This is a genomic window from Larsenimonas rhizosphaerae (assembly GCF_026240105.1).
Taxonomy (GTDB): Bacteria; Pseudomonadota; Gammaproteobacteria; order Pseudomonadales; family Halomonadaceae; genus Larsenimonas; species Larsenimonas rhizosphaerae.
Window position 1 is genome coordinate 1,372,877 of record NZ_JAPIVE010000001.1, and the last position, 25,271, is coordinate 1,398,147.

The 25,271-nt window shown below is 58.2% G+C and carries 21 protein-coding genes; 11 read left to right on the forward strand and 10 right to left on the reverse strand.

The window, feature by feature from the left end; all coding sequences use genetic code 11:
• Positions 1–215 precede the first annotated feature (215 nt).
• Positions 216–542 (reverse strand): DUF1820 family protein, encoded by a 327-nt coding sequence (locus tag OQ287_RS06390; RefSeq protein ID WP_250937861.1) that lies wholly within the window; start codon positions 540–542, stop codon positions 216–218.
• Between the two features lie 294 nt (positions 543–836).
• On the opposite strand from OQ287_RS06390, the gene miaB reads away from it, so the two are divergent.
• The 6 genes from miaB (at position 837) to OQ287_RS06420 (ending at position 7,137) form a co-directional block, all read left to right on the forward strand.
• The gene (miaB, locus tag OQ287_RS06395; protein ID WP_250937864.1) at positions 837–2,180 is read left to right on the forward strand and encodes a tRNA (N6-isopentenyl adenosine(37)-C2)-methylthiotransferase MiaB; all 1,344 of its coding nucleotides are present in this window, start codon (positions 837–839) and stop codon (positions 2,178–2,180) included.
• Positions 2,181–2,304: 124 nt separating this feature from the next.
• Positions 2,305–3,312 carry a PhoH family protein gene (locus OQ287_RS06400; RefSeq protein WP_250937866.1) on the forward strand — a complete coding sequence of 336 codons (1,008 nt, stop codon included), beginning with the start codon at positions 2,305–2,307 and terminating at the stop codon, positions 3,310–3,312.
• Complete coding sequence (ybeY, locus tag OQ287_RS06405) at positions 3,309–3,800, forward strand: rRNA maturation RNase YbeY (protein WP_265895864.1); 492 nt, start codon at positions 3,309–3,311, stop codon at positions 3,798–3,800. The genes OQ287_RS06400 and ybeY overlap by 4 nt, the downstream gene beginning before the upstream one ends.
• Positions 3,797–4,705, forward strand: coding sequence for an HlyC/CorC family transporter (locus tag OQ287_RS06410; protein ID WP_250937870.1), 909 nt, complete (start codon positions 3,797–3,799; stop codon positions 4,703–4,705). The genes ybeY and OQ287_RS06410 overlap by 4 nt, the downstream gene beginning before the upstream one ends.
• 158 nt (positions 4,706–4,863) lie before the next feature.
• Positions 4,864–6,399, forward strand: coding sequence for an apolipoprotein N-acyltransferase (gene lnt, locus OQ287_RS06415; protein WP_265895865.1), 1,536 nt, complete (start codon positions 4,864–4,866; stop codon positions 6,397–6,399).
• Positions 6,400–6,402: 3 nt separating this feature from the next.
• Positions 6,403–7,137, forward strand: a complete 735-nt coding sequence (locus tag OQ287_RS06420; RefSeq protein ID WP_265895866.1) for a YdcF family protein — start codon at positions 6,403–6,405, stop codon at positions 7,135–7,137.
• A 19-nt stretch (positions 7,138–7,156) separates the two neighbouring features.
• Here the strand turns inward: OQ287_RS06420 and OQ287_RS06425 are convergent, their stop codons facing one another.
• Positions 7,157–7,693 (reverse strand): zinc ribbon-containing protein, encoded by a 537-nt coding sequence (locus OQ287_RS06425; protein ID WP_250937877.1) that lies wholly within the window; start codon positions 7,691–7,693, stop codon positions 7,157–7,159.
• Positions 7,694–7,939: 246 nt separating this feature from the next.
• On the opposite strand from OQ287_RS06425, the gene leuS reads away from it, so the two are divergent.
• Genes leuS through holA form a run of 3 tightly spaced genes read left to right on the forward strand, consistent with a single transcriptional unit; the run spans position 7,940 to position 12,149 of the window.
• The gene (gene leuS, locus OQ287_RS06430; RefSeq protein WP_250937878.1) at positions 7,940–10,519 is read left to right on the forward strand and encodes a leucine--tRNA ligase; all 2,580 of its coding nucleotides are present in this window, start codon (positions 7,940–7,942) and stop codon (positions 10,517–10,519) included.
• A 51-nt stretch (positions 10,520–10,570) separates the two neighbouring features.
• Positions 10,571–11,113, forward strand: coding sequence for an LPS-assembly lipoprotein LptE (locus OQ287_RS06435; RefSeq protein ID WP_250937879.1), 543 nt, complete (start codon positions 10,571–10,573; stop codon positions 11,111–11,113).
• A complete protein-coding gene (gene holA / locus OQ287_RS06440; RefSeq protein ID WP_265895867.1) occupies positions 11,085–12,149 on the forward strand; it encodes a DNA polymerase III subunit delta in 1,065 nt (354 codons plus the stop codon). Before OQ287_RS06435 ends, holA begins: the two co-directional genes overlap by 29 nt.
• On the opposite strand, the gene OQ287_RS06445 is transcribed toward holA, so the two are convergent.
• From OQ287_RS06445 to OQ287_RS06470, 6 genes are all read right to left on the reverse strand, one after another.
• Positions 12,146–13,216, reverse strand: a complete 1,071-nt coding sequence (locus tag OQ287_RS06445; protein WP_265895868.1) for a LacI family DNA-binding transcriptional regulator — start codon at positions 13,214–13,216, stop codon at positions 12,146–12,148. The two genes, holA and OQ287_RS06445, sit on opposite strands and share 4 nt — an antisense overlap.
• A 92-nt stretch (positions 13,217–13,308) precedes the next feature.
• Entirely contained in the window at positions 13,309–14,925 is a 1,617-nt protein-coding gene (locus OQ287_RS06450) for a glycoside hydrolase family 13 protein (RefSeq protein ID WP_265895869.1), read from the reverse strand.
• Positions 14,926–15,026: 101 nt separating this feature from the next.
• Positions 15,027–16,127 carry an ABC transporter ATP-binding protein gene (locus tag OQ287_RS06455; protein ID WP_265895870.1) on the reverse strand — a complete coding sequence of 367 codons (1,101 nt, stop codon included), beginning with the start codon at positions 16,125–16,127 and terminating at the stop codon, positions 15,027–15,029.
• A 34-nt stretch (positions 16,128–16,161) separates the two neighbouring features.
• On the reverse strand, positions 16,162–16,953 hold the full coding sequence (locus OQ287_RS06460) for a carbohydrate ABC transporter permease (RefSeq protein ID WP_407658242.1): 792 nt from the start codon (positions 16,951–16,953) through the stop codon (positions 16,162–16,164).
• 47 nt (positions 16,954–17,000) lie between these two features.
• On the reverse strand, positions 17,001–17,969 hold the full coding sequence (locus tag OQ287_RS06465) for a carbohydrate ABC transporter permease (protein WP_250937891.1): 969 nt from the start codon (positions 17,967–17,969) through the stop codon (positions 17,001–17,003).
• 24 nt (positions 17,970–17,993) lie between these two features.
• Positions 17,994–19,253, reverse strand: coding sequence for an ABC transporter substrate-binding protein (locus tag OQ287_RS06470; protein ID WP_250937894.1), 1,260 nt, complete (start codon positions 19,251–19,253; stop codon positions 17,994–17,996).
• Between the two features lie 254 nt (positions 19,254–19,507).
• Between OQ287_RS06470 and OQ287_RS06475 the strand changes: the two genes are divergently transcribed.
• Together OQ287_RS06475 and OQ287_RS06480 are read left to right on the forward strand one after the other, a co-directional pair.
• Entirely contained in the window at positions 19,508–21,115 is a 1,608-nt protein-coding gene (locus OQ287_RS06475) for a carbohydrate porin (protein WP_265895871.1), read from the forward strand.
• Positions 21,116–21,279: 164 nt separating this feature from the next.
• Positions 21,280–21,795 (forward strand): DUF1772 domain-containing protein, encoded by a 516-nt coding sequence (locus tag OQ287_RS06480; RefSeq protein WP_250937899.1) that lies wholly within the window; start codon positions 21,280–21,282, stop codon positions 21,793–21,795.
• Between the two features lie 53 nt (positions 21,796–21,848).
• Here the strand turns inward: OQ287_RS06480 and fadA are convergent, their stop codons facing one another.
• Together fadA and fadB are read right to left on the reverse strand one after the other, a co-directional pair.
• Complete coding sequence (fadA, locus tag OQ287_RS06485) at positions 21,849–23,024, reverse strand: acetyl-CoA C-acyltransferase FadA (protein WP_265895872.1); 1,176 nt, start codon at positions 23,022–23,024, stop codon at positions 21,849–21,851.
• A complete protein-coding gene (fadB, locus tag OQ287_RS06490) occupies positions 23,024–25,198 on the reverse strand; it encodes a fatty acid oxidation complex subunit alpha FadB (RefSeq protein ID WP_265895873.1) in 2,175 nt (724 codons plus the stop codon). Before fadB ends, fadA begins: the two co-directional genes overlap by 1 nt.
• Positions 25,199–25,271 lie beyond the last annotated feature (73 nt).

Below are 25,271 nucleotides of genomic sequence, written 5' to 3' on the forward strand. Positions count from 1 at the left end.
AGGATACTGCCATCCAATCGCGGCTCAGCATCCCGGTGAAACATCAGTGCGTTCCTGCGCTGTTATCAAACGCCCCAGGAACCGGCGTTTCATCCACACAATCTGTGGATAACATTTTGGACAACAGCCAACCCTGCATCGGCGGAGGGCCGAATGACCTGCCGCGAGCACAGATTGATCAATTTTTAACCAGACTGACATCAAAACGTCATTTATCAGTCTTCCCTCCCTCCCCAGTGAGGAGGCGTTGGAAAGGGAGACACATTTCCTGTTGCCTTGACGGCTCGCGCCTCGCCCTCGCGCTCTACTTCGTCAATGCGGACAACCATGTTCAAGGGAATATAACTGCGTTGCACGCCTTCGAAGGCCTTGCGCAGCTTCTCGACGGCCGGGTCGACCACCACCGAGGATGCTTCCCCGAACACGATGCCTTCAACTTCCAGAAAGCCCCATAGCTCGCTTTGATAAATTTCGCGGGCATACAGCTCCCAGACTTCACCCTGCTGATGAAAAATCACCCGATACATTGCTTTGACTGGCATGCGAGCCTGCTTCCTCCACGAAAAAAATCCGGGTTAATGATACAATTTTGCGAGTCTACCACAGAGCCCTGGCCCTGCACCTGCCCCACTGGTCGAGCGCACTCACGCGCCGTATAATGCTGCCCAAACGACCAGAACGCATCATCATGGCCGCATCGGCCCGCTCACACCCGACCGTGCACTGCCCACCTCTCTGCCACCGCGCGGATGTTGACATCACCGCAGCGATGCTTCGACGTTACTGGTTCATCACTCATGACAGGCCCTGGTGCCTGCGATAAAACGGCTTTTGACATGACGAAGAAACTCTTCATCAAGACCCACGGCTGCCAGATGAACGAGTACGACTCTGCCCGTATGGCAGATCTGCTCGGTGAATCGCACCAGATGGAACTGACCCACGATGAAAACGAAGCCGACGTGGTGCTGCTTAACACCTGCTCGATTCGTGAAAAGGCACAGGACAAGGTATTTCATCAGCTGGGCCGGTGGAAAAAGCTCAAGGCCAAAAACCCTGACCTGGTAATTGGCGTAGGCGGCTGTGTCGCCAGCCAGGAAGGCAGCAACATTCAACAGCGCGCCCCTCATGTCGACATGGTGTTCGGTCCGCAAACGCTGCACCGCATCCCCGACATGCTCAATAGCCAGGAAGGCAAGCGCATCTCGGTCGTTGACGTGACCTTCCCCGAGATTGAAAAGTTCGATCACCTGCCCAAACCCAGTTCCGATGGGGCCACGGCCTTTCTATCCATCATGGAGGGCTGTTCAAAATACTGCAGTTTCTGCGTGGTGCCCTATACCCGGGGCGAGGAAATCTCGCGGCCGTTTGAAAGTGTCATGAAGGATGTCATTCATCTGGCAGACCAGGGTGTACGTGAAATCAACCTGCTGGGGCAAAATGTCAACGCCTATCGCGGGCTGAACCAGCAGGACGAGGAAATCGACCTGGCCGAGCTGATTGCCTGTGTGGCTGCGGTCGAGGGAATTGACCGCATTCGCTTTACCACCTCACATCCGGTCGAATTTTCCGACAGCCTGATCGAGGCCTATGGCGAGATTCCTGAACTGGTCAGCCACCTTCACCTGCCGGTGCAATCCGGGGCCGACCCGATTCTGAAAGCCATGAAGCGCGGCCACACCCGTGAGGAATACATTGCCAAGATGGAACGTATTCGTGCCCTGCGCCCGGACATCAGCTTTTCGTCGGATTTCATCATCGGTTTTCCCGGTGAAACCGAGCAGGACTTTCAGGACACCATGGCACTGATCGAACAGATCGGATTCGACATGTCCTTCAGCTTTGTGTACTCGAAACGCCCCGGCACACCCGCATCGGACCTCGAGGACACGACCCCTGAAGACGTGAAGAAGCAGCGTCTGGCGCTGCTGCAGGCACGGATCAACGAGCAATCCATGCAGATCTCACGCCGAATGGTCGGCAGGGTCGAACGCATTCTGGTCACCGGATTTTCGCCCAAGGACCCGAGTGAGCTGTCAGGACGCACCGAGAACAATCGAGTCGTCAACTTCAAGGCTGCCAACCCGATCGACATGATCGGCTACTTTGTGGATGTCACCATCACCACGGCCTATCCCAACTCCCTGCGTGGCGAGCTGGTTTCCGAGCAGCGCTACTGATTCGATCCCGCATCTCACCGGTCAGGCCTGGAAACGGGCCTGACTCGCCCTGTGTTATTGCCCCCTGCTGCCTTCACACAGTAAGCTGCCCTTATACATCCAACAACCTGCATGGACATCCAACTTGAGCCAGAACGCCAGCAACGCACATCGCATTCTTCAGCTGTCGCTGGAACCCAACGACCCGATGAGACTGGCCAACCTGTGTGGTCAGCAGGACGAGCACCTGAAGCTCATTGAGGGCCGCCTTGACGTCACGGTCAGAAACCGTGGCAACGCCTTTCAGATTGCCGGCCCTCAGGTCAAGACCCGGGCAGCAGCCAATGTCATCGAACACCTGTATCGCGAAACGGCTACCGAAGAATTGTCACCGGACACGGTACACCTTTATCTTCAGGAATCAGGCATAGAGGCGCTGGAGGAAGAGGATGCCAGCGACGAGTCGGCCGGCGGTGTAGTGATCCGCACGCCACGGGTCATGATCAAGCCTCGCGGTCTCAATCAGCAAAGCTACGTTCAGTCCATTCACGACAACGACATCAATTTCGGGATCGGCCCCGCCGGTACGGGCAAGACCTATCTGGCCGTGGCAGCGGCAGTTGAAGCACTCAACCTGCAGCAGGTACGTCGTATCCTGCTGGTACGCCCAGCCGTTGAAGCCGGTGAAAAACTGGGCTTTCTGCCCGGCGATCTGGCTCAGAAGATCGACCCCTATCTTCGCCCCCTGTATGACGCCCTGTATGAAATGCTCGGGTTCGAGCAGGTAGGCAAACTGATCGAGCGCCAGGTCATCGAGATCGCCCCACTGGCCTATATGCGTGGACGAACGCTCAATAACGCCTTCATCATTCTGGATGAAAGCCAGAACACTACACGTGAACAGATGAAGATGTTTCTGACCCGGATCGGCTTTGGCTCCACGGCAGTCATTACCGGAGATGCGACGCAGGTCGATCTCCCCAAGGGGCAGGCGTCGGGCCTTATTCACGTCATGAAGATCCTGTCGGACGTTCCCGGCATCAGCCTGACCCACTTCGCCGCCAAGGATGTAGTGCGTCACCCGCTGGTTCAGCGCATCATCGAAGCGTATGAACGGTTTGAAGCCGGCCAGGAGGATCATTCACACGAATGAACACCACCGCCTTGATTGACCGGCAGATTGCCACGGCATTTACACCACTGCCGGACGAGGACCAGCTGACTCGATGGGTCGGCCTGGTTCTTGATACCGTCGGCATCGAAGATGAGCGGGAACTCACCCTGCGCTTTGTTGATGACGATGAAATGCGTGACCTCAATGCCACCTACCGCGGCAAGGATAAAAGCACCAATGTGCTGTCCTTTCCGTTCGAGGCCCCGGCCGGCATCGAGCTTCCCCTGCTGGGCGACCTGGTACTGAGCCCCCACGTGATTGACCGTGAGGCCCGCGAACAGGGCAAGACGCTGCAGGATCACTTTACACACATGGTTATTCACGGCACCTTGCACCTATTGGGTTATGATCATATCGAGGATGCCGAGGCCGAGGAGATGGAAGCCATGGAGCGACGTCTTTTATCAGAACTCGGTATCAGCGACCCCTACCTGCCATCCAAAGAGGACGAGAGACCCCCCGAATGAGCGATGATCGATCGAGTAGCCAGGGCAGCAGATCCTGGCTCGACAAGTTGCTCGGTGCATTTTCCAGCGACAGCGAAGAACCCAGCTCGGTTGACGAGCTGAAACTTTTTCTTCGCGACGTCGGCACCCGCCTGAGCCTGGACCAGGACGGCATGGCCATCATCGAAGGCGCGTTCGAAATCAGCGATCAACAGGCACGGGAAGCCATGATTCCCCGCTCCCAGATCGTTGCCATACGCGCCGACCAGTCCCCAGAGGACTTTCTCCCGATCATCATGGACAGCGCACATTCGCGTTATCCGGTGGTTGACGAGAATCTCGATGAGATCATTGGCCTGTTGCTCGTCAAGGACCTGCTGCCCCTGATCATGCAAAGCCCGGAGGAGCGTGAAAGCCTTGATATACGCACCCTGCTGCGCCCGGCCATGTTCATCCCCGAATCCAAACGGCTGAATAACCTGCTCAAGGAGTTCAGGGATACCCGCAATCACATGGCGGTCGTGGTGGACGAGTACGGCGGCACCGCCGGTCTGGTCACCATCGAGGACATTCTCGAGCAAATCGTGGGTGATATCGAAGACGAGCACGATACGGATGAAGAAGACGATATTCGTGATCTCGGTGACGGGAGCTTTGCCGTCAAGGCCCTGACCCCGATCGAGGACTTCAATGACCGCTTTGAAACGGAATTTTCCGACGAGGAATTCGATACCGTAGGCGGTCTTGTAATGCAGCGACTCGGTCATCTGCCTCGCCGGCTTGAATCGACCGACCTTAATCAGTGGCGCTTTACCGTGCTCAATGCCGATAATCGCCGGATTCGCCTGTTGAAGGCCACCCATATCGGGACCCAGGCCGCCGGGGCACCCAATGAATCCTCAACCGATTCACGAGATGACCACTGAATCGAGAGCCGCCTGCGGGCGGCTTCCGATCCCCCGATCAGCGCACTAAAAGCCCGCTTCTCCACAGACACTCGTCTTCCCTTCCTGATATTCTCACCGTCTGTATGCACCGCCTGTCGGCGAGTAGCGCCCTGTATTGACCATCCAAAAGGCCATGTATGGTATTTTCCGACCCGCTTGCCAGACGTACCTGGCTGGGCGATTTAACGGCGCTGGCCGCCGGCGCCCTGATGACCCTGACATTTGCTCCCTTTGATGCCTGGTGGCTGGCGCCGGTGCTGATGGCACTGGTCTATGCCAGCCTGCAACAGATTGCGCTGGGTCGCACCCTGTGGCGAGGCTGGCTGTTCGGGTTTGGCCTGTTTGGCGCCGGCACCTCATGGGTCTATGTCTCGATCCATGATTACGGCTATACCGGAGTACCTCTGGCCATCCTGCTGACGGCACTGTTTGCCGCCACTCTGGCCCTGTTTTATCTGATCACCTTCGGCCTGTATCGATATTGTCGACCACGCGGTGCAGTAAACCCGTGGGCCTTTGCCGGCATCTGGGTACTGGGGGAAATGTTTCGAAGCTGGGCCTTTACCGGGTTTCCCTGGCTCTACCTCGGCAGTGCTCAGGTCGAGGCGCCCATTCGCAGCCTGGCACCACTGGGGGGCGTTTATCTGCTGAGCCTGACCGTCGCGCTTTCCGGTGGCCTGCTGTATCGCCTGGTAATTCGCAGGGCCTGGTTCAATGCCATACCGCTGCTGGTTATCTGGCTCGCGCCACTGGCACTGCCCACCCTGTGGGCGACGCCTACCGGCGCGCCCCATCAGGTAGCTCTGGTACAGGGCAATCTTCCCCAGCTGGAAAAATGGACACCCGATGGGCAACGCACGGCGGCGAACACCTACGCCACCCTGACACGCGAGCAGGCCGGCGATGCCGATATTGTGATCTGGCCTGAAACCGCTCTTCCCATGCTGGATACCCAGGCCATGCCGTTTCTTGAACGCATTCAGGCGACTCTTGCGCCCGAGGCAGCACTTGTTACAGGCGTGGTACAGCGTGATGTTGAAGGCCATTACTTCAATAGCGTGATGGCCCTGGGCAACGGAGATGGTACCTATCGCAAGGCTCATCTTGTTCCCTTTGGCGAGTACCTGCCGCTGGATTCAATGCTTCGCGGCGTGATTGATTTCTTCAACCTGCCCATGTCGAATTTCAAGGCCGGACCCGCGGCACCCGCGCCCCTCATGGCAGATGGCCTGAAACTGGGGGTAGCCATCTGCTACGAGATTGTCTACCCGGACCTCGTTCGACAGCGGGCGGCCACGTCCGACGTGCTGCTGACGGTATCCAACGACAGCTGGTTCGGTCACTCCATCGGCCCGTTGCAACACATGCAAATGGCTCAGCTACGCGCACTGGAAAACAACCGCTACCTGCTGCGCGCTACCAGCAACGGCATGACGGCCATCGTCGGTCCCTCCGGCGAAATACTGGCCGAGGCACCGCGCTTTTCAAAACAGGTGCTGACCGGCTCGATCCGGGCAATGCACGGTGCCCCGCCCTTCACCTTCTGGGGAAGCTGGCCCGCCGGCATTCTGGCGACACTGCTGGCACTGTCGGGCATCGCGGCGCGCTGGCTGGAACGTCAGCGCCGCCGGCGCAAACGCCAGGAACAACAATTTCATGACGAGCTTTACTAAGCCATGCTGAATCTTCTCAAGACCTTTGCCCTGCCTCCGGGCATCTTTCTGGTAATACTGCTGATCATTCTGGTGCTGATGCCCAAATGGCCCCGCCTGATGCGGTGGCTGGGCATCGCCACCGTGGCTCTGTTCTGGGGGCTGTCCATGCCTCCCGTCGCCAGTCTGTTGCTCAAACCGATCGAGCATATCGGTCCATCAAGTGTCGCGCAGTGGAAAAGCGCGGAAGCCATCGTGGTCCTGGGTGGAGGGCGCGATTACGGCGCCCCTGAACTGGGATGGAAGGACCGCACCAACCCCTCCTCGCTCCAGCGGCTGGATGAAGGAGCACGTATTGCTCGTCGGACCGGCCTGCCGATACTGCTGTCCGGCGGTGGCAAACAGGGATGGACAATAAAATCAGAAGCACAGTTGATGGAGCGCAGTCTGGAGCAGGAGTTCGGCATGAGCGCTCGCTGGCTTGAAAACAACAGCAGCAATACCGAACAAAATGCTCAGTACAGTGCCAGGATACTGAAAAAGGCCGGTATCAAGCGCATTGTGCTGGTCACCACGGCTTATCACATGCCGCGAGCCATGCATAATTTCGAAAAGGAAGGGCTGGACGTTGTGCCTGCGCCAGTCGGTTTTTCCAGCGATATTTCCGGTGGCGAAATGTGGTGGGCCCCGCAGCTTGACAGCCTGGCTCGCAGCCAGCTGGCCCTGCACGAATACATGGGAAGGCTGGCCGGGCGATAAAGGGCCCGGCCCTGACAGACTAACCGACACGGATGCTGTCTCGCTTGAAGTAACGATGACCACAGCCATGACAGGCCTCCAGCAGGCTGGACGTGGTAAAGGTGACCGTTTGATCACAATGCACACAGCGCATCCGCCCTGGAAGAGCCAGTTCCCCCTCGCAGTAGTCAGCCTGGGCGGCTTCCAGGTCATCATTGAAACGGTATTGATCGATAGCGGTACGATCAGCCATGGAAAACAGGGCCTGGCGCAGCCGGTTCGACAGGTAATCCAGATCGATGCCCATCCACTGCGCCAGCCCGCCCCCGCCTTCAGCCATGAAATGGCCGAACTGGCGGACATCCCGCTCAAGCCAGGCCCGCAGCAACGATAGCTCGTCCCTGGTAAACTCCTCGACGTCAGCTTCAAAGGCAATGATTTCGTCCAGCTCGCGCGCAAGCCCCTCCTTCGACCAGCGTGAGGTATCCTCCCGCTGTTGCTCGCGCTCCCCAAACCGGGACATGGAACGCTCGTAAGCGTCCTTCAAACGCTGCTGACGATCCGGCTGATTGTTCATGACCTCACTCCTCTGGTGACTCCCCTACCTGTCGGTCGCCGACTGGGGTATGCTTGTGGCCCTGCGGGCCAGACCCTGTGGGGATAGCGACGCTGTAACGTCGCCCCCATGATCAACGGCATGCGCTCTGATCACGCACGGATTCCTTCGGCTTCAAGGTATGCTCAAAGCATAGACCATGTGACTGGCAGGCCCTCCGAAATCAACGCGATAACGCGAACACGGCAAGGTATTAAAGCGAGTACGATGGACGCACATTATTCTCCCCGGGATGTAGAACGCGAGGCTCAGAATTTCTGGGCCAAAAATCAGTGCTTCAAGGCAGTAGAAGACGCCAGTCGCGAAAAATTCTACTGTCTGTGCATGTTCCCCTACCCCAGCGGCAAGCTGCACATGGGGCACGTGCGGAACTACACCATCGGGGATGTGGTCTCGCGCTTTCAGCGCATGAACGGCCGTAATGTCCTGCAGCCAATGGGCTGGGACGCCTTCGGCATGCCTGCCGAGAATGCCGCCATCAAGAATAATGTGGCCCCTGGCAAGTGGACGCATGAAAACATTGATTACATGCGCGGGCAGCTCAAGGCCCTCGGATTTGCCTATGACTGGGATCGTGAGTTTGCCACCTGTGACGTGGACTACTACCGCTGGGAACAGTGGTTTTTCGCGCGCCTGGTCGACAAGGGGCTGGTCTACAAGAAAATGTCGACCGTCAACTGGGACCCGGTCGATCAAACCGTACTGGCCAACGAACAGGTCATCGACGGGCGGGGCTGGCGTTCCGGTGCGCTGGTAGAGCGGCGTGAAATTCCGTTGTGGTTTTTGAAGATCACGGACTACGCCGAGGAGCTTCTGGCGGATCTCGATGACGTCGAATGGCCGGAACAGGTCAAGACAATGCAGCGTAACTGGATCGGAAAGTCCAGGGGCGTCGAACTGACCTTTGGCGTGACCGGCAGCCAGGATATCGATCAGTTGACCGTGTACACCACGCGGCCGGATACGCTGTATGGCGTTACCTACCTTGGCATTGCGGCAGATCACCCGCTGGCCCTGGAGGCCTCCCGACATGTTGAAGGCCTGGAAGCCTTCCGGCAGGAATGTCGTCAGGGGGGAACCTCCGAGGCCGACATGGCGACGATGGAAAAACGCGGAATGGATACCGGCTTCAAGGCCGTGCATCCGCTGACCGGACGTGAAGTGCCCGTTTATGTGGCCAACTTCGTGCTGATGGAATACGGCACTGGTGCTGTCATGGCCGTACCGGCCCATGACCAGCGTGACCATGAATTTGCAACGCGTTACCAGCTTCCGATCGAGCCGGTCATTGCCGATGCAGCTACCGGGCAGACGCCGGACATAACCGACGCCGCCTGGACAGAGCACGGTGTACTGATCAATTCAGGCGAATTTGACGGACTGGACTTCCAGGCGGCCTTTGACGCCATCGCCGCGCGCCTCGCCGAGCTTGGCTGCGGCGAAACGCGGACCAACTTCCGCCTCCGCGACTGGGGCGTGGCGCGTCAGCGTTACTGGGGCGCCCCCATCCCGGTCAAATACGGGCCGAACGGTGAAACGGTTCCACTGACCGATGATGAACTCCCCGTGGCATTGCCGATGGAAGTCGAGCTCGATGCCAGTGGATCACCGCTCAAGAAATCCCCCGCCTTTTATGATCTGGGTGATGGATGGACGCGTGAAACCGACACCTTCGACACCTTCATGGAATCATCCTGGTATTACGCGCGGTTTTGCTGCGCCGATAACCAGGACGCTATGCTGGATGAGCGGGCCAACTATTGGCTGCCGGTCGATCTTTACATTGGTGGGATCGAGCACGCCATCCTTCACCTGCTGTACGCCCGGTTTTTCCATAAGCTGATGCGTGATTTCGGTCTGGTAGACAGTGATGAGCCCTTCAAGCGCCTGCTGACGCAGGGCATGGTGATTGCCGAAACGTTCCACCGCCAGAATGCCGATGGCAGCAAGGACTGGTTCAACCCGGCCGATGTGGAAGTTACCCGCGATGACAAGGGCCGTCCGCTGTCAGCCACCCTGATCAGTGATGGTCAGCCTGTCGACATGGGTGGCATCGAGAAGATGTCGAAATCCAAGAACAACGGTGTTGATCCGCAGTCGATGATCGACCGCTTCGGGGCCGATACCGTGCGGCTCTTCATGATGTTTGCCGCCCCGCCCGAACAGTCGCTGGAGTGGTCGGATACCGGTGTGGAAGGCGCGCACCGCTTCCTGAAACGGTTGTGGCGTCTGGTGCACGAACATGTCGAGGCCGGCACACCGGCAACACTGGATACCAGCGCACTCGAGACCAGCCAGCGTGAACTGCGCCGCAAGACGCACGAAACCATCGCCAAGGCGGGTGATGACATCGGCCGACGCACCACGTTCAACACGGCCATCGCGGCCGTCATGGAGCTGACCAATGCCGTTGGTCGCTTCAACGACACCAGCCCTCAGGGACTGGCCGTAGCCCGTGAGGCCGTGGAAGCAGCCGTGCTGATCCTCGCACCGATTGTTCCTCACCTGACCCATGCCCTGTGGGGTGTGCTGGGCCATGACTCGCCCGTGATTGATGCCTGCTGGCCGGCCGTCGATGAACAGGCTCTGACCCGTGACAGCATTACCGTGGTCGTGCAGGTCAATGGCAAGGTACGTGACAAGATCGATGTATCACCGGATGCAACGAAGGATGCCATCGAAGTTCAGGCCATGGCATTGCCCAATGTTGTCAAGCATATCGACGGCAAAACGGTGCGCAAGGTCATTGTGGTGCCCGGCAAGCTGGTCAATATTGTTGCAAACTGATTATCGTGCGCCGGGCGACCCTGCCCGGCGGATTGATGCAAGGAGGCTTTGATGAATCGACGTGCATGGCTGGCCGGCACGGCAGGACTTGCAGCAGCGCTGACCCTCAGCGCATGCGGTTTTCAGCTGCGAGGCTATCAGGATGCGGCGCTGCCCTTCAGCACACTGGCCGTACAGTCACGGGACGGGGGTGGGCCGCGGGATTACGCCTACAAGTCCGTAGTCGACACGCTTGAAGGTACCAATGTCGCTATTGACAGCAATGCCCCGCTGACGCTGAACCTGGGCAGTGAATCGTTCTCCGAACATGAGCTGACCTTTGGCGATGTCGGCAGTCAGGAGCGGGAAGTCACCTACACCCTGCCCTGGTCAGTGCAGCGCAGTGAGGACGGTGCCTACCTGGCTGACCAGCAGACCGTGGAAGCCACCGGAACGTACACCACCAGCACGGACCGACTTCTGTCGCGCGACAACCAGCGTAATGATCTCGAGAGACAGCTGCGCGAAGAAGCGTCCCATCAACTGATCGAGCGCCTGCAGGCCCTGGATACTACTGCCGTTTCCGATGAAAGTCTTTCCCGACAAACTCGCTGAACAGCTGGGCAAGTCTCTCGCCCCGATTTACCTGGTGGCGGGAGATGAGCCGCTGATCCACATGGAAACCTGTGACCGAATTCGGGCAGCAGCCCGGAACGCAGGGATAGAGGAACGCGACGTCATGCACGTCGAGCCTCAGTTTTCATGGGGCCAGTTGCTGGAAAGCGCCAATGCCCTGTCGCTGTTTTCCTCCCGCAAGCTGATCGAGGTTCGCCTCGGCAATCAGTCTCCCGGTCAGGAAGGTGGCAAGGTTCTTGCGGAGTACGCTCAGTCAGCCAGCCATGACAACGTGCTGTTGATTACGGCCGGACGCCTTGATCGCAAGGTGCAGCAGAGTGCCTGGTTCAAGGCCGTCGACAAGGCCGGCATTTTTGTCCCGGTCTGGCCGGTGGATCATCAGCGCATGGGGTACTGGATCCGTGATCGGGCACGACGAGTGGAGCTGGAACTGTTGCCTGAAGCCGCCCAGTTACTGGCAGACCGCATCGAGGGCAACCTGCTGGCGGCCGATCAGGAGTTGACCAAGCTGCGCCTGCTGTATCCGGCAGGCAGCCGGCTGACAGCCGAGGCCATCGCGGCAGGCGTCGAGGACAGCGCCCGATTTGATGTCTTCACCCTGACGGATGCCTGCCTGCTCGGCGAGCGTGATCGCAGCGTACGCATCGTGCAGGGACTGAAGGCAGAAGGTATCGAAGCGCCGGTGGTTCTGTGGGCACTGGGGCGGGAGCTGCGCACGCTACTGTCACTGCGGCAACTGCTCGATCAGGGCCAGAGCCTTGAACATGCCTGCAAGGCCCAACGGCCGATGATCCCTGAAAAGCGTCGCCCAGCCTATCAAAAGGCGCTCGGCAGGCTGCCGCACAAGCGGCTCAACAAGTTACTGCTGTTCGCTCAGCGCATAGACCAGTCCATCAAGGGAGCGCATCCGCTACCAACCTGGGATGCTCTGGCCGATCTGGCGCTGACCCTTGCCGGTGGCAAGGGCCTGCTTGCCGAATGGGCAGGTGCCTACACCAGTCAGACTTCCTCCTAGCCGGCAACGGCGGGACAGGTATCCCCGACAATCAACCAGGTTGGCAGTATCACCTGCTCCTGGTCGCTCTGATCGATAACCATCAAGGCCGCCAGCCGTCCCTTGGCCCGACTGTTCTGATAGACCGTGGTCAGTATCGGCCGACGCTGCTGGCCTTCCGGAATGCCGTCGAATCCGGTCACTGCCAGCGCCCCCGGCACATCGATACCGCGCTGCTCTGCAATGGCGAGTACCGTCAGTGCCAGCTGGTCTGACATGCACAGCACCAGGTCCGGAGCATCCTCGCTCAACAGAGCCTCCACCACCGACACCGCCTCTGTAAAGGTATTGCTTTTCACGTTCCACACCGGCACCTGTTGCGGATCATGACCGGCCGCCAACAAGGCCTCATCAAAACCTGCCAGACGCTGATACGCCATGGTATTGGGCTCCATTGCAACCTGATCACGGTCATAACGCCCGGAAGACATTTCAAGTGACATGCAAAGCGCCAGTATTGCAGGGCGGCGCGCTCCGCTTGCCAGCGCAAACTCCCCGATCATGTTCGACGCCGCCTGATCATCGATCTGCACGGAAGGAATATCAGCCTGACGCATGTCAATCGTGACCGCCGGGCTGAAATCACCACGGGCCAGCGCAGCGGAGGTCGTGGTGGGCAGAGACCCATACACCAGGTAGCCATCCGAGATGCCATTGAATTCGTTACGAATCTCCTGACTGGCTGACTGAGTCAGCAGCAGCATGCGATACCCGTGCAAATCCAGCACCTCCGAGATACCCGACAGAAACTCGCTGGCCACACTATCTGTCAGACTGTGACTCAGGTTATCGGCCAGCATGATCCCGATAATGCGACTCTGGCCGGTGCGCAGGCTACGACCAAGACTGTCCGGGCCCTGATAACCCAGCGCACGGGAAGCTGCCAGCACCTCTTCACGCAATTGACTGGATAACTGGTCAGGGCGGTTAAAGGCATTGGAAACGGTAGCGGTGGAGATATTCAGATAAGCAGCGACGGATTTCAGCGTAGCTCGCCGAGGGGCCGTAGCATTCCTTTGCTTTTTCAATCGAAGCTCTCTTCATGAGGGGGCTACCCAAGTATGCAACCACACTCGATCGTCAAACAAGGCAGGGCCGATAAATCCGCCCTGCCCTGATCTCAGGCGCGCAGCCAGACAGCCGCGTTGGCGGGAATACCGTCCTGGAAGGTGTTATCAGGCAGGCTGGTCACCAGAACATCTCCCTCGGGCATCGGCACCGTCTGATCCCCCAGGTTGATGACCAGTCTCACCCCCGCATTGACCAATGACAGCACAGCCTCCTGCTCGACAGGCTGCCACTCGACCTCCCCGCGCCCCAGTTGATGAGCCTGCCGCAGTTGCAGCAACTGACGATACAGGGAAAGCATGGAGGTATCATCGTGCTCCTGCTGGTCTACTGCATAGCGCGCATAGCTTTCAGGCTGGGGTAACCAGGGTGTTTTTTCGCCACCAAAGCCCAGTGCGGGCGCATCGGCCTGCCAGGGCAGTGGCACTCGACACCCGTCACGGCCGATTTCCCGGCCCTGCGTGCGATGGAAGGTCGGATCCTGACGGTATTCGGAGTCCATGGTGGTATGGTCCGGCAGCCCGAGCTCCTCCCCCTGGTACAGGTACGCCGATCCCGGCAGTGCCAGCGTCAGCATGATCAGGGCACGGGCACGGCGATACCCCAGCGCTTCGTCCGGCTGCGGGTCCTGAGCGGTCAGCCCGTTCGGGCGCGCACCGGGGTCGGCCAGCCCCAGTCGCGATGGGTGACGTACGCCATCATGGTTGGACATGACCCAGGTGGGTACCGCACCGACACTGGCAGACTGCGCAATGGAAGTATCGATCACCTGTTTCAGTGCCTTGCTGTTCCAGCGCGTCAGCAGGTAGTCAAAGTTGAATGCCTGCTGCATTTCATCAGGGCGGACATAACGGGCCAGGCGTTCCTGCGGATGAACCCAGGCTTCTGCCACCATCATCCGGTCGCCATCATACTCGTCAAGCACCTTGTGCCATGCCCGATAGATCTCATGGACCCCATCCTGATCCCACATTGGCCCCCGGTTGCCCCCCTCGATCATTGACTGATCACCTTCAAAATCAGGCAGGCCTTCCTGCTTGATCATGCCGTGTGCCACATCTACACGGAATCCATCGACGCCCCGATCCAGCCAGAAGCGCAGTACGGATTCAAACTCTTCGCGCACTTCGGGATTGGTCCAGTCAAGGTCCGGCTGACTGCTGTCAAACAGGTGCAGATACCACTGATCCTCGCCCTCTACCCGGGTCCAGGCTGGACCACCAAAAACACTTTGCCAGTTATTGGGGGGTTGCTCGGCATGTTCCCCACGGCCCGTCCTGAACATGTAGCGAGCCCGCTCCCTGCTGTTCGGGCCTGCCGCCATCGCCGCCTTGAACCAGTCATGTTCCGAGGAGGTGTGGTTGGGCACCAGATCGACAATGATCCGCAGCCCTCGATCATGGGCGCCACTAAGCAGATCATCAAAATCCGCCAGCGTTCCGAACAGTGGATCCACGTCACGATAGTCAGCAACGTCATATCCGGCATCCGCCTGAGGAGAGCGATAAAACGGAGACAGCCACAGCGCACCCACCCCGAGCGTCTTGAGGTAATCCAGTCTCGATGTCACGCCCGGCAGATCGCCGATGCCATCACCGTTATTATCCTTGAAGCTGCGCGGATAAATCTGATAGATCACCGCATCGCGCCACCAGGCCTGGTCAGTCATGATGTTACTCTCCCGGGACAGTTCAAAAGACTGCCCTTGATTGATGTATTGCCCGGGATGGTGCATCCGGGCGCTTGCACTGCGAGTCAGTGCGAGATCCTTTATTGACGATCGGCGCCGGTACGCGCCAGGGCACGCTCATCGCTGTCAAACAGGTGAACATGCTGCGGCTCCAGATGAAGTGACACCGTATCCCCACGCGTGATGGGCGTTGCCGCCTCGACACGACTGGTCAGGAAGGTATCCGTCGCGTTATCCAGATAGATGCAACACTCATTCCCCAGATATTCGACATTTACCACATCGAACCGGTTGTCTCCTTCGGGATCGCCGGGCTGAAGGTGTTCAGGGCGAATACCCAGTGACAGGGATGCTCCTCTTGAGACATCCCGAGCCTGGAATGGCAGATCGATATCCCCCAGCCCAGGTACGTTGACACGACATCCGGTATCGGTGGCATCAACCAGAGTAGCCGCCATGAAGTTCATCGCCGGAGACCCGATGAATCCCGCCACGAATTTTGATGCCGGACGCTCATAAAGTGTGCGGGGCGATCCTACCTGCTCGATATGGCCGGCACGTAATACGACGATCTTGTCTGCCAGCGTCATGGCTTCCACCTGATCGTGGGTGACATAGATCATGGTCGAGCCCAGCCGGCCATGCAGCCGCGCTATCTCATTGCGCATCTGCACGCGCAGTGAGGCATCCAGGTTGGAAAGCGGCTCATCAAACAGAAGAATGCCAGGCTCACGGGCCATGGCACGCCCCATGGCGACCCGCTGTCGCTGACCGCCGGAGAGCGCCTTGGGCTTGCGCTCAAGCAAGGGTTCAAGCTGAAGGATGCGGGCCGTTTCATTGATGCGCTCAGCCACGGTTTCCTTGCCTGCCTTTTCAAGCTTGAGGCCGAAGGCCATGTTGTCGTAAACACTCATGTGCGGATAAAGCGCATAGGACTGAAAGACCATCCCCACCCCCCGCTCCTGCGGGGTCAGGTTATTGACCCGCTGATCCCCGATCATCAGATCACCGTCCGTAATGGATTCAAGCCCGGCGATCAACCGCAGCAACGTGGACTTGCCGCAGCCGGAAGGCCCGACAAACACCACAAACTCACCATCTTCAATACTCAACGACACGCCATTGATGACATGGGTACTACCAAAGCGCTTACTGACATGATCAAGCTGTACGCTGGCCATGGCTACTCCTGTTTATCCTGCCCGAAAGTGGGAATTATCCTTTGACGGCACCGGCAGTCAGCCCGGACACGATCCGTCGCTGAAAAATCAGTACCAGTATGACCAGCGGCACGGTCACGATGACGGATGCAGCCATGATGGGCCCCCAGGGCAACTCGTACTGGCTGCCACCGGAGATCAGCGCAATCGCCACCGGCACGGTGCGCTCGGAATCGGTCAGCGTGAACGTCAGGGCAAACAGGAATTCATTCCAGGCCGCAATGAATGCCAGCAGCCCCGTGGTTGCCATCGCCGGCCACATCAGCGGCATGAAGACCTTCGTGAGCGTAATCCAGGGCGATGCGCCATCCATGATGGCCGCCTCTTCAAGCTCATCGGGCAACTGCCGCATGAACGTGGTCAGCACCCACACCGTGAACGGCAGCGTAAAAATGGTGTAACTCAGAATCAGGCCGCCCGGCGAATTGTAGAGATTGAGCGTTCGGATCACTTCAAAAAGGCCTGACAGCACCGCCACCTGAGGAAACATCGATACGCCGAGCACCAGCATCATGACGCGAGTACGACCCCTGAAGCGCACGCGGCCCAGCGCATAGGATGCCGTCAGTCCCAGCAGCAGGGCGATCGCCACCACGCTGACAGCCACGATGATCGAATTGCGAATGCTTGCCAGAAACGACCCCTGCGTCAGTACGGCGGTATAATTGGAAAAATCGAGGTGATCAATCCAGTAACCCACCTCAAACAGCTCGCTGGATGGCTTGAACGAAGTAATGACCGCGTAATAAAACGGGAACACGGCATACACCACCAGAACAATGACCATCAGCCAGAAGCCCAGTGTCAGCAATGCGCCCTTGATAGCCCTTGCGCTCATGAATCACCCCCCAGCTGACGCCGGCCAAGATAGAGATAGGCCACCGTGATCAGTGCAATAATCAAAAACAGCAACGTTGACGCTGCACTGCCATACCCGACGTCCTGGAACTCGACCAGCTGCTGGCGTGCATACACCGACATGGTCATGGTGGAGGAGGCATTGGAGGTCAGTACATAAATCACGTCGAACACACGCAGTGCGTCCAGCGCCCTGAAGATGACCGCCACCAGCAATGCCGGAGTGATCAGCGGTAGCGTGACCTTGAAGAAGACACGCACCGGATGGATGCCATCGACCCGCGCTGCTTCATAGCAGTCCGAAGGCAGCATCTGAAGCGCTGCCAGCACCAGCAGGGCAACAAAGGGAGTAGCCTTCCAGACATCCACGATGATGACCGCCCACATCGACAGATCCGCGTTTGCCGTCCAGGCCAGAGGCATGTCGATCAGCCCGAGGGATATCAGAATGTGGTTGATGATGCCGAACTGATCATTGAGCATCCAGGCCCACATCTTGGCCGAAACGATGGTCGGAATGGCCCAGGGGATCAGCATTGCGGCACGCACCAGGGTACGACCACGAAAGTTCGCATTGAGTACCAGCGCCACGATAATGCCCAGTACGGTCTCGCATCCGACCGATACCACGGTGAAATACAGCGTATTCCAGACCGAATTCCACCACAGTGAATCCGCCAGAACCCCGTACCAGCCGTCGTCATAGACCAGATAGTTTTCAAGACCGATAAAGCTTGCCCCACCCATCTGGCTGAGACTCGCATCGGTCATGCTGAACCAGAAGGTACGCATCAGCGGCCAGCCGGCCACCAGCAGCAAACCGATCAGCATCGGGGTCAGGAAAATCCAGGCCGCTCTAACGCGGCGACGCCTGACCCGTGTTCCCCTTTCCCGCCCTGAAGGGCGGGAGGTATTGCCTGCAACGGCAGTATCGTGTGAAGCCATGGTACTTACCCCTTCAGGTCAGACTTACCAGCGACGCCGCTTGACGCGATCCAGATCGCCTTCAAGTGCTTCAAGGCCCTGCTCAGCCGTGGTCTGACCGGAAAGCACCTTGTGAACCGTATTGAAAAACGCATTGGATACTCGGGGATACTTGTCCCGTGTCACTGCTGACGGGCGTGCAACCGCCGACGTGAAGGTGGTATAGAGCGTACCGAAGAAAGGTGCGGCCTTGAGTACGTCCTGATCCTTGTACAGCGCAGCGATCGTCGGATTATAAGCCCCTTCCAGCGCGCGGCGCTTCTGCTCCTCGGGGCTGGTCAGGAATGCAACCAGTTGTGCTGCCAGCTCCGGGTGATCACTGTAGCGCGATACCGCCAGATTCCAGCCCCCCAGACCGGCGGCGTGCTGACCATCATTGCCGCCTTTGGGCAGCTGGGTTACGCCAACCTTGTCCTTGATATCACTGGCATCAGCCTGCGCCAGCGACCAGGCATAGGGCCAGTTACGCATGAAGACGGCATTGCCTGACTGAAAGACACCCCGTGCTTCTTCCTCGGTGTAATTCAGCACACCCGGCGGTGAAATCGTGTTGACCCATGTGGAAGCGAGCGTCAGCGCCTTAGCAGCCTGGGGGTTATTGACCGTCACCTCCCCCTCGTCATCGACGATGGTGCCGCCACCGAAGGAGGCAATCCATTCCAGTGCATTCACGGTCAGGCCCTCATAGGCGCTGCCCTGAAAGACATACCCCCACATGCCTCCCTTGCCCCCATCACGCTCGGCCTGTTGAATCCGTGTGGCAGTATCGGTCAACGCCGTCCAGGTCTCGGGGACCTCGGCATCATATTTCTCCAGCAGGTCCTTGCGGTAATACAACACGCCCGCATCCGTGAACCAGGGCATGGCGACCAGCCTGCCATCGACCGTATTACTGTCGATAAGAGTGTCAAAGAAACCATCCGTCGCGTTTTTTGGCAGGTACTTTCTCAGATCCACCAGATGCGATCCCAGCATGCCCGGCCAGACGATATCGATCTGCATGACGTCGATATCGCTTGATTGCGCATTAAGGATCTGTTGATAGAGCGACAGGCGCTCCGTAGAGGAATTGGGAGTCGACACCACATTCACGGTATTCCCCGTTTTGGCCTCCCACTGCTGGACGCCCTCCTTGCAAAGCTGCAATTCGGCACCTACCGCACCACAGGAAATCGTCAGTTCTGCTGCCATGGCAGGTCCAGCGACCGCCATCATCACCCCTGCTGCCAATACTTTAAGCTTCATCGCACTACCCTCCGGGTCAACACCGGCCCGAGGAACAGTAGCCGGTTTTCTTAATCGATTAAGTTCGACTGGAATCTAGTTTTTCGTGACCAAATAAGCCATTAGACCTTCGGGCATTATCTTTTCGTCATAACGACCATTGGCTAAATGCCATCACCGTCTTAAACGTTTAAGTTTCACCCGTTCGCCTGCCCTCTTTCGCAGGACGAGCACCGGGAACGCTCCAATAATCATAAAATCAGGGATCACATCTCATGGTGCCCAAATTTACCTGCAAGCCCCTGGCCATGGCCGTTGCACTCGCCCTTGGCACAGCTACCCCCGTGATGGCCTTCGCCGCTGACAGCGCACTTGAACAACGCCTGGCAGACCTTGAAGCGCGTATCGCCGCCTCCGAACAGCGCGCCAGAAACGCTGAAGCCACCGCTGAACGACTTCAGGCGCAGCTAAGCAATACGCGTGCGCAACAGCAGAACAACGCCCCGGTGCTGGAACCCGATGCACGTACGGCCAGAGCCCCGGCGCCGAGTACCACATCGGCGCCGGACATGGAGCAGCGCGTCGCCAGCATCGAGAGTCGTCTGGACAGCGAACTGGGATTGAGCCTGAACGGCTATGCCCGTGCAGGGCTGCTGTTCAATGATGATTTCACAGGCACCGAAGGCGGCCCTTACGTTACCCCGGCAGGCTCGGTAGGGGGCCCGGTCGGTCGTCTGGGCAATGAAGACGATAACTATGTAGAAGTCGTGCTGGAGCACCGCGCCAAATATGACAATGGCGCCACCTCGCTTTACAAGGTGATGCTGGCCGACGGTGTCGAAAACAGCAATGACTGGACCGGCGGTGACAACAGCCTGAATGTTCGCCAGGTATTCGCCGAATTCGGCAACCTTCCGGACTTTGGAGGCCCGTTTGAAAATGCCTCGATCTGGGCCGGTAAACGCTTTGATCGTGACAACTTCGATATTCACTGGCTCGACAGTGACGTCATCTTTCTCGCCGGTACCGGGGCAGGTATCTATGACGTCCAGTTCACCGATGACTGGAAAAGCAACTTCTCGCTCTACGGGCGGGATTATGGCTACTTCGGCAACAGCAATAACGGCCTGAACGACAGCGAGGTTGAAAGCTACATTCTGACGGCCAACAACTACTTCGGTAACTGGCAGTGGATGGTCAATGGCCTGACGGCCAAGGACAATGCCGAACGTGATGTCGGCGAGTTGCCACCGGATCCGCGCTCCGATCTGGCAGAGCACGGTGAGCACACCATGGTGGCTTACCACGGCGACAGCTTCTTCGGACTGGGTGAAGGGAGCTTCAAGGCCGCCGTCCTTTACGGTCACGGGCTTGGTGCACAGGTCAAGAGCCTCGGTAGCGACGGCAACCTGACCGAAGATGCTGAATCCATTCGTCTGGCAGTGTATGGCACGACATACATCGCCCCGACATGGCGCTTTGCCCCGATGCTGATGGCAGAAAGCAGCAAGGACCGTTACGTCAGCGGTGACAGCTACAAGTGGCTGACACTTAGCGCGCGCCTGGCCAACGAACTGTCCGAAAACTTTGAAATGCAATATGAAGCCAGCTGGCAGACGATGGACCTTGACCCGCGTGGCTATAACAACTTCAACCCTGTGGACGGTGACTACATGAAATTTACCGTCGCGCCGACCTTCAAGCCTCAGGTGGGTGGGTTCTTTGTACGGCCCGAAATTCGTCTCTTCGCCACCTACACCGACTGGGACAGCGAGCTGAACCGCTATGCGGCTGACAGTGAATATGGCTCCTCCTCACTGGGCCGTCGTGGTTATGACGGCAACGAGTGGAGCTTTGGCACCCAGATGGAAATGTGGTTCTGACCGACAGTATCAACGTGTCACACCCGGCCCAATGGCCGGGTTTTTTCATGATGTGACTACTCGCACTCGTCCCAAAGACTTACAAAAGAGCACTACACGCCCCGGCCCATGTATGATGTGATGTCATTTCTCGCTTCTTCATCCTCGTTTCAGGAATTTCCGGCATGTCTTCCCGCCCCTCTTTCAGTTTTCCCGATAACGCTGTGCTGCTCATGGCTATCCTGACGACCGGCCTGGTCAGTGGGTACTTTGCGATGCACTGGATGACGCTTCAACCAGGCATGACCGAGATGGGCGCCGACATTTACGGCACCATGCAGGCTGTCATCACGCATGACCTCAGAAACCCGTGGTTTTTGTTCCTGTTCATGGGCGGTGGTGCCTTTCTTGCCCTGAGCCTGGCCTTTGGTGCGCGCGAATGGCGCCACCCATCGTTCTGGCTGATTGCTCTGGCACTGGTTATTTATGCGGCAGGCGTCGTGCTGTATACCAAGTTTGTCATGGCCCCCATCAACCATGAAATTCAGGGATGGAACCCGATCGACATGCCGGCCAGCTGGATTGATGTTCGAGCTCGCTGGAGCCACCTGAATCACTATCGGGTCATTGCTGCCATTGCAAGCTTTGCACTGGCTACACTGGCGCTGGCAATACGTGCCAGCACGCCACGACGGACGTAACTCAGCCCCATGAAAAAGGCTCGCCAATGCGAGCCTTTCGGGTATGACGGTGGCTAGACCCGCTCAAAAATCGTGGCAACGCCCTGCCCCATGCCGATGCACATGGTTGCCAGCCCGAGCGTGGCCTGCCTGTGGCGCATGACGTTCAAAAGGGTGGTGCAGATACGTGTTCCCGAGCATCCCAGAGGATGCCCGAGTGCAATGGCCCCGCCAAACAGATTGACCTTCTCATCCATTACCTCATCAAGCTCCAATGCCTGAAGTACGGGGAGTGACTGGGCCGCAAAGGCTTCGTTCAGTTCAATGACGTCCAGATCACGCACCCCAAGATTGGCTGCCTGTAATGCCTTGCGGGTCGCCTCTACCGGCCCGAACCCCATGATCGAGGCATCGCATCCTGACACGCCTACCGAAATCACACGAGCCAGTGGTTCAAGCCCGAGGGCATGGGCCTGCGAATAACGCATCACCAGAAGCCCCGATGCACCGACGGATAACGCTGATGACGTACCCGCTGTCACCGTACCATTTCGGGGGTCGAATACGGGCGAAAGGCGTGCCATATCCTCCATGTTGGCATCATCACGAATGACTTCATCACGGTTGATCAGAATGCGGCGGCCCTGACTGTCATGGCCTTCCACACCAATGATTTCATCATCGAAATGCCCATCCCGGCGCGCACGTGCAGCGCGCTGATGGGAGCGCACCCCGAAGGCATCCTGACTGGCCCTGTCAATACCATGAAGCTTGCCGAGCAATTCCGCGGTCAGCCCCATCATCATTGCAGCCTTGGCAGTATGCTGGCTGATGGCCGGATTCACATCCACGCCGTGGGCCATTTCAATATGGCCCATGTGTTCAACGCCCCCCACCAGATACTGCTGTCCCAGACCTGCACGAATATTGGCATACGCACTGTGCAGCGCTGTCATCGAGGAACCGCACAGCCGATTAACCGTCTGGGCAGGGACCGTTGGAGGGATTGACGTCATCAATGCCGCATTGCGTGCCACATTGAAGCCCTGCTCCAGAGTTTGATTGACACATCCCCAGATAACGTCATCCAGCGCGGCCGGATCAAACGCTTCGTGTCGACTGATCAGCCCTTCCATGACAGAAGCAGACAGGTTTTCTGCGCGTACGTGACGGAACCCCCCATCGCGCGCCTTGCCCATGGCAGTTCTCAGGGCATCAACAATGACTACATCATCTTCATTGAATCGCATTACGCATTCTCCCCGGTAGGCTGGGTACGATAAAAGGGACGACCCTCGGCAGCACGTGCCTCAAGCTCTGCGGTTGGCGCGTAGAGCGGGCCGAACGTATCCGCCAGTGCCCTGGCCTGACGCACAAACGCCGACAGCCCGACATGATCGATATATCTCAGTGCACCGCCACGGAACGGCGGAAAGCCGATACCATAAATCAACGCCATGTCTGCCTCGGCAGGAGAGCCGACCACGCCCTCTTCCAGCGCTCTCACGGTTTCAAGGCATAACGGGGTCATCAGCGCAGCGATGATCTCTTCATCGCTCATTTCGACCTGCTTCTCGGCGTGGGCGGTCAGCAGCTCCTGAATGTCTGGATCCGTTTCCTTTTTGGGCTTGCCCTTTTTATCCTTTTCGTAGCGATAAAATCCCTTGCCGTTTTTCTGCCCCTTGCGGTCCATTTCAAGCAGCTTTTCAACAGCGGTTACACCGTCGTTGGCCATGCGATCCGGATAGCCCTCAGCCAGTACCGCCCCCGCATGAGCTGCGGTATCAAGCCCGACCACATCCAGCAGGTACGCCGGGCCCATCGGCCACCCAAATTTCTCCATGATTCGGTCGATACGGCCCATGTCGATGCCACGTCGCAACAGCAGTTCAAAGCCCTGGAGGTAAGGAAACAGCACCCGATTCACCAGAAAACCCGGACAATCGTTGACCACGATCGGGGTCTTGCCCATTTTACGGGCATAGGCCACGACGGTCCCAAGCGTGGCCTCATCGGTTCTGGCTCCTCGAATGACCTCAACCAGCGGCATCCGATGCACGGGGTTGAAAAAGTGCATCCCGCAGAAGCGTTCAGGATGTGAAAGGTGCCCTGCCAGCCTGTCAATCGAAATAGTGGACGTATTCGAGGCAAGAATGGCCTGTTCGCCCAGGGTCTGCTCGACCTCCGCCAGCACACTTGCCTTGATACCGGCATTTTCGACCACGGCTTCCACCACGATATCCACTTCCGAAAAGTCACCATAGGAAAGTGTCGGCCGAATACGTCCGAGCACTTCGGCACTCTGATCAGCAGTGAATTTGCCACGTTCGAGTTGCTTGCCCACCAGCTTGCGCGCTTCGGAAAGCCCCAGTTCCAGCGCCTCGTTCCTGATGTCCTTCATCATGATGGATGTTCCCTTGCTGGCACTCTGGTAAGCAATACCGCCTCCCATGATGCCGGCTCCCAGCACCCCGGCCAGTGTAATGTCACGCGCACTCTTCTCGTGGGCGGCTGCCTGCTTCTTGACCCGTTGATCACTTTCAAACAGGCCTACAAGCTGATAGCAGACATCGGTCTGGGCCAGCCGCACAAAGGCATCTGTTTCAATGGCCTGTGCCCTCAACCGGTCTTCACCGGCGCCCTTGCGGATCACATCCACTGCTGCCACCGGCGCCGGATAATGTCGTCCGGCCTTTGAAGCCACCATTCCCTTTGCCGTTTCAAATGTCAGCATCTGATCGACACTGTTAAGCAACAATGGGCTGGTTTTTTTCCGGCGCCGGGGCTGCCAGGGAAGCTCTTCCCGCCAGGCTCGCTTCAACAGATCCGCTGCAGCGTCTCGCAGGTCATCCGATGCCACTACGGCATCAACCGCCCCCACGCGCAGCGCAGCGTCACTACCGTGCTGACCACCACCGGCAATCCACTCAATGGCGTTATCCGCGCCAATCAATCGCGGAAGACGGACACAGCCTCCCCACCCCGGGACAATGCCCAGCTTGGTTTCAGGCAACCCGATGCGGGTATCCGGCTCAACAATGCGGAAGTCACAGGCCAGACACAGCTCCATACCACCGCCCAAAGCCATGCCATTGATGACGGCCACGGTAGGGAACGGTAAATCCTCGATCCGGTTATAAAGGGCATGAACCTCCTGACACATCGCTTCAATAGCCTGAGCACCGCGACCAAAGACAGCATGGAATTCCTTGATATCCGCACCGACAATAAATGCCTTCTTGGCACTTGCCAGTACCAGCCCCTGGCACTCGGTCATCGATTCAAGGGCAGACACGGCCTCCATCAATTCGGCTACCACCTGCTGAGACAGGGTGTTGACGGCACTGTCCGGCATGTCAAACACGAGCCATGCCAAACGATCATCGTCTACCTCAATGCCAAGGGTCTTTCCTTGATAGAGCATGAGTACTTCTCCCAAGTGACGTGCGGCAGGCCATGCCATCAGCCCACGATTAAAACGGTCGTTTGATTTCATC

Excerpts from the sequence above, each read along its gene's own strand:
- OQ287_RS06390 (WP_250937861.1), bottom strand. The coding sequence starts at position 542 with ATGCCAGTCAAAGCAATGTATCGGGTGATTTTTCATCAGCAGGGTGAA.
- miaB (WP_250937864.1), top strand. The coding sequence starts at position 837 with ATGACGAAGAAACTCTTCATCAAGACCCACGGCTGCCAGATGAACGAG.
- ybeY (WP_265895864.1), top strand. The coding sequence starts at position 3,309 with ATGAACACCACCGCCTTGATTGACCGGCAGATTGCCACGGCATTTACA.
- OQ287_RS06410 (WP_250937870.1), top strand. The coding sequence starts at position 3,797 with ATGAGCGATGATCGATCGAGTAGCCAGGGCAGCAGATCCTGGCTCGAC.
- lnt (WP_265895865.1), top strand. The coding sequence starts at position 4,864 with ATGGTATTTTCCGACCCGCTTGCCAGACGTACCTGGCTGGGCGATTTA.
- OQ287_RS06420 (WP_265895866.1), top strand. The coding sequence starts at position 6,403 with ATGCTGAATCTTCTCAAGACCTTTGCCCTGCCTCCGGGCATCTTTCTG.
- OQ287_RS06425 (WP_250937877.1), bottom strand. The coding sequence starts at position 7,693 with ATGAACAATCAGCCGGATCGTCAGCAGCGTTTGAAGGACGCTTACGAG.
- leuS (WP_250937878.1), top strand. The coding sequence starts at position 7,940 with ATGGACGCACATTATTCTCCCCGGGATGTAGAACGCGAGGCTCAGAAT.
- OQ287_RS06435 (WP_250937879.1), top strand. The coding sequence starts at position 10,571 with ATGAATCGACGTGCATGGCTGGCCGGCACGGCAGGACTTGCAGCAGCG.
- holA (WP_265895867.1), top strand. The coding sequence starts at position 11,085 with ATGAAAGTCTTTCCCGACAAACTCGCTGAACAGCTGGGCAAGTCTCTC.
- OQ287_RS06450 (WP_265895869.1), bottom strand. The coding sequence starts at position 14,925 with ATGACTGACCAGGCCTGGTGGCGCGATGCGGTGATCTATCAGATTTAT.
- OQ287_RS06455 (WP_265895870.1), bottom strand. The coding sequence starts at position 16,127 with ATGGCCAGCGTACAGCTTGATCATGTCAGTAAGCGCTTTGGTAGTACC.
- OQ287_RS06460 (WP_407658242.1), bottom strand. The coding sequence starts at position 16,953 with ATGGTCATTGTTCTGGTGGTGTATGCCGTGTTCCCGTTTTATTACGCG.
- OQ287_RS06465 (WP_250937891.1), bottom strand. The coding sequence starts at position 17,969 with ATGGCTTCACACGATACTGCCGTTGCAGGCAATACCTCCCGCCCTTCA.
- OQ287_RS06470 (WP_250937894.1), bottom strand. The coding sequence starts at position 19,253 with ATGAAGCTTAAAGTATTGGCAGCAGGGGTGATGATGGCGGTCGCTGGA.
- OQ287_RS06475 (WP_265895871.1), top strand. The coding sequence starts at position 19,508 with ATGGTGCCCAAATTTACCTGCAAGCCCCTGGCCATGGCCGTTGCACTC.
- OQ287_RS06480 (WP_250937899.1), top strand. The coding sequence starts at position 21,280 with ATGTCTTCCCGCCCCTCTTTCAGTTTTCCCGATAACGCTGTGCTGCTC.
- fadA (WP_265895872.1), bottom strand. The coding sequence starts at position 23,024 with ATGCGATTCAATGAAGATGATGTAGTCATTGTTGATGCCCTGAGAACT.
- fadB (WP_265895873.1), bottom strand. The coding sequence starts at position 25,198 with ATGCTCTATCAAGGAAAGACCCTTGGCATTGAGGTAGACGATGATCGT.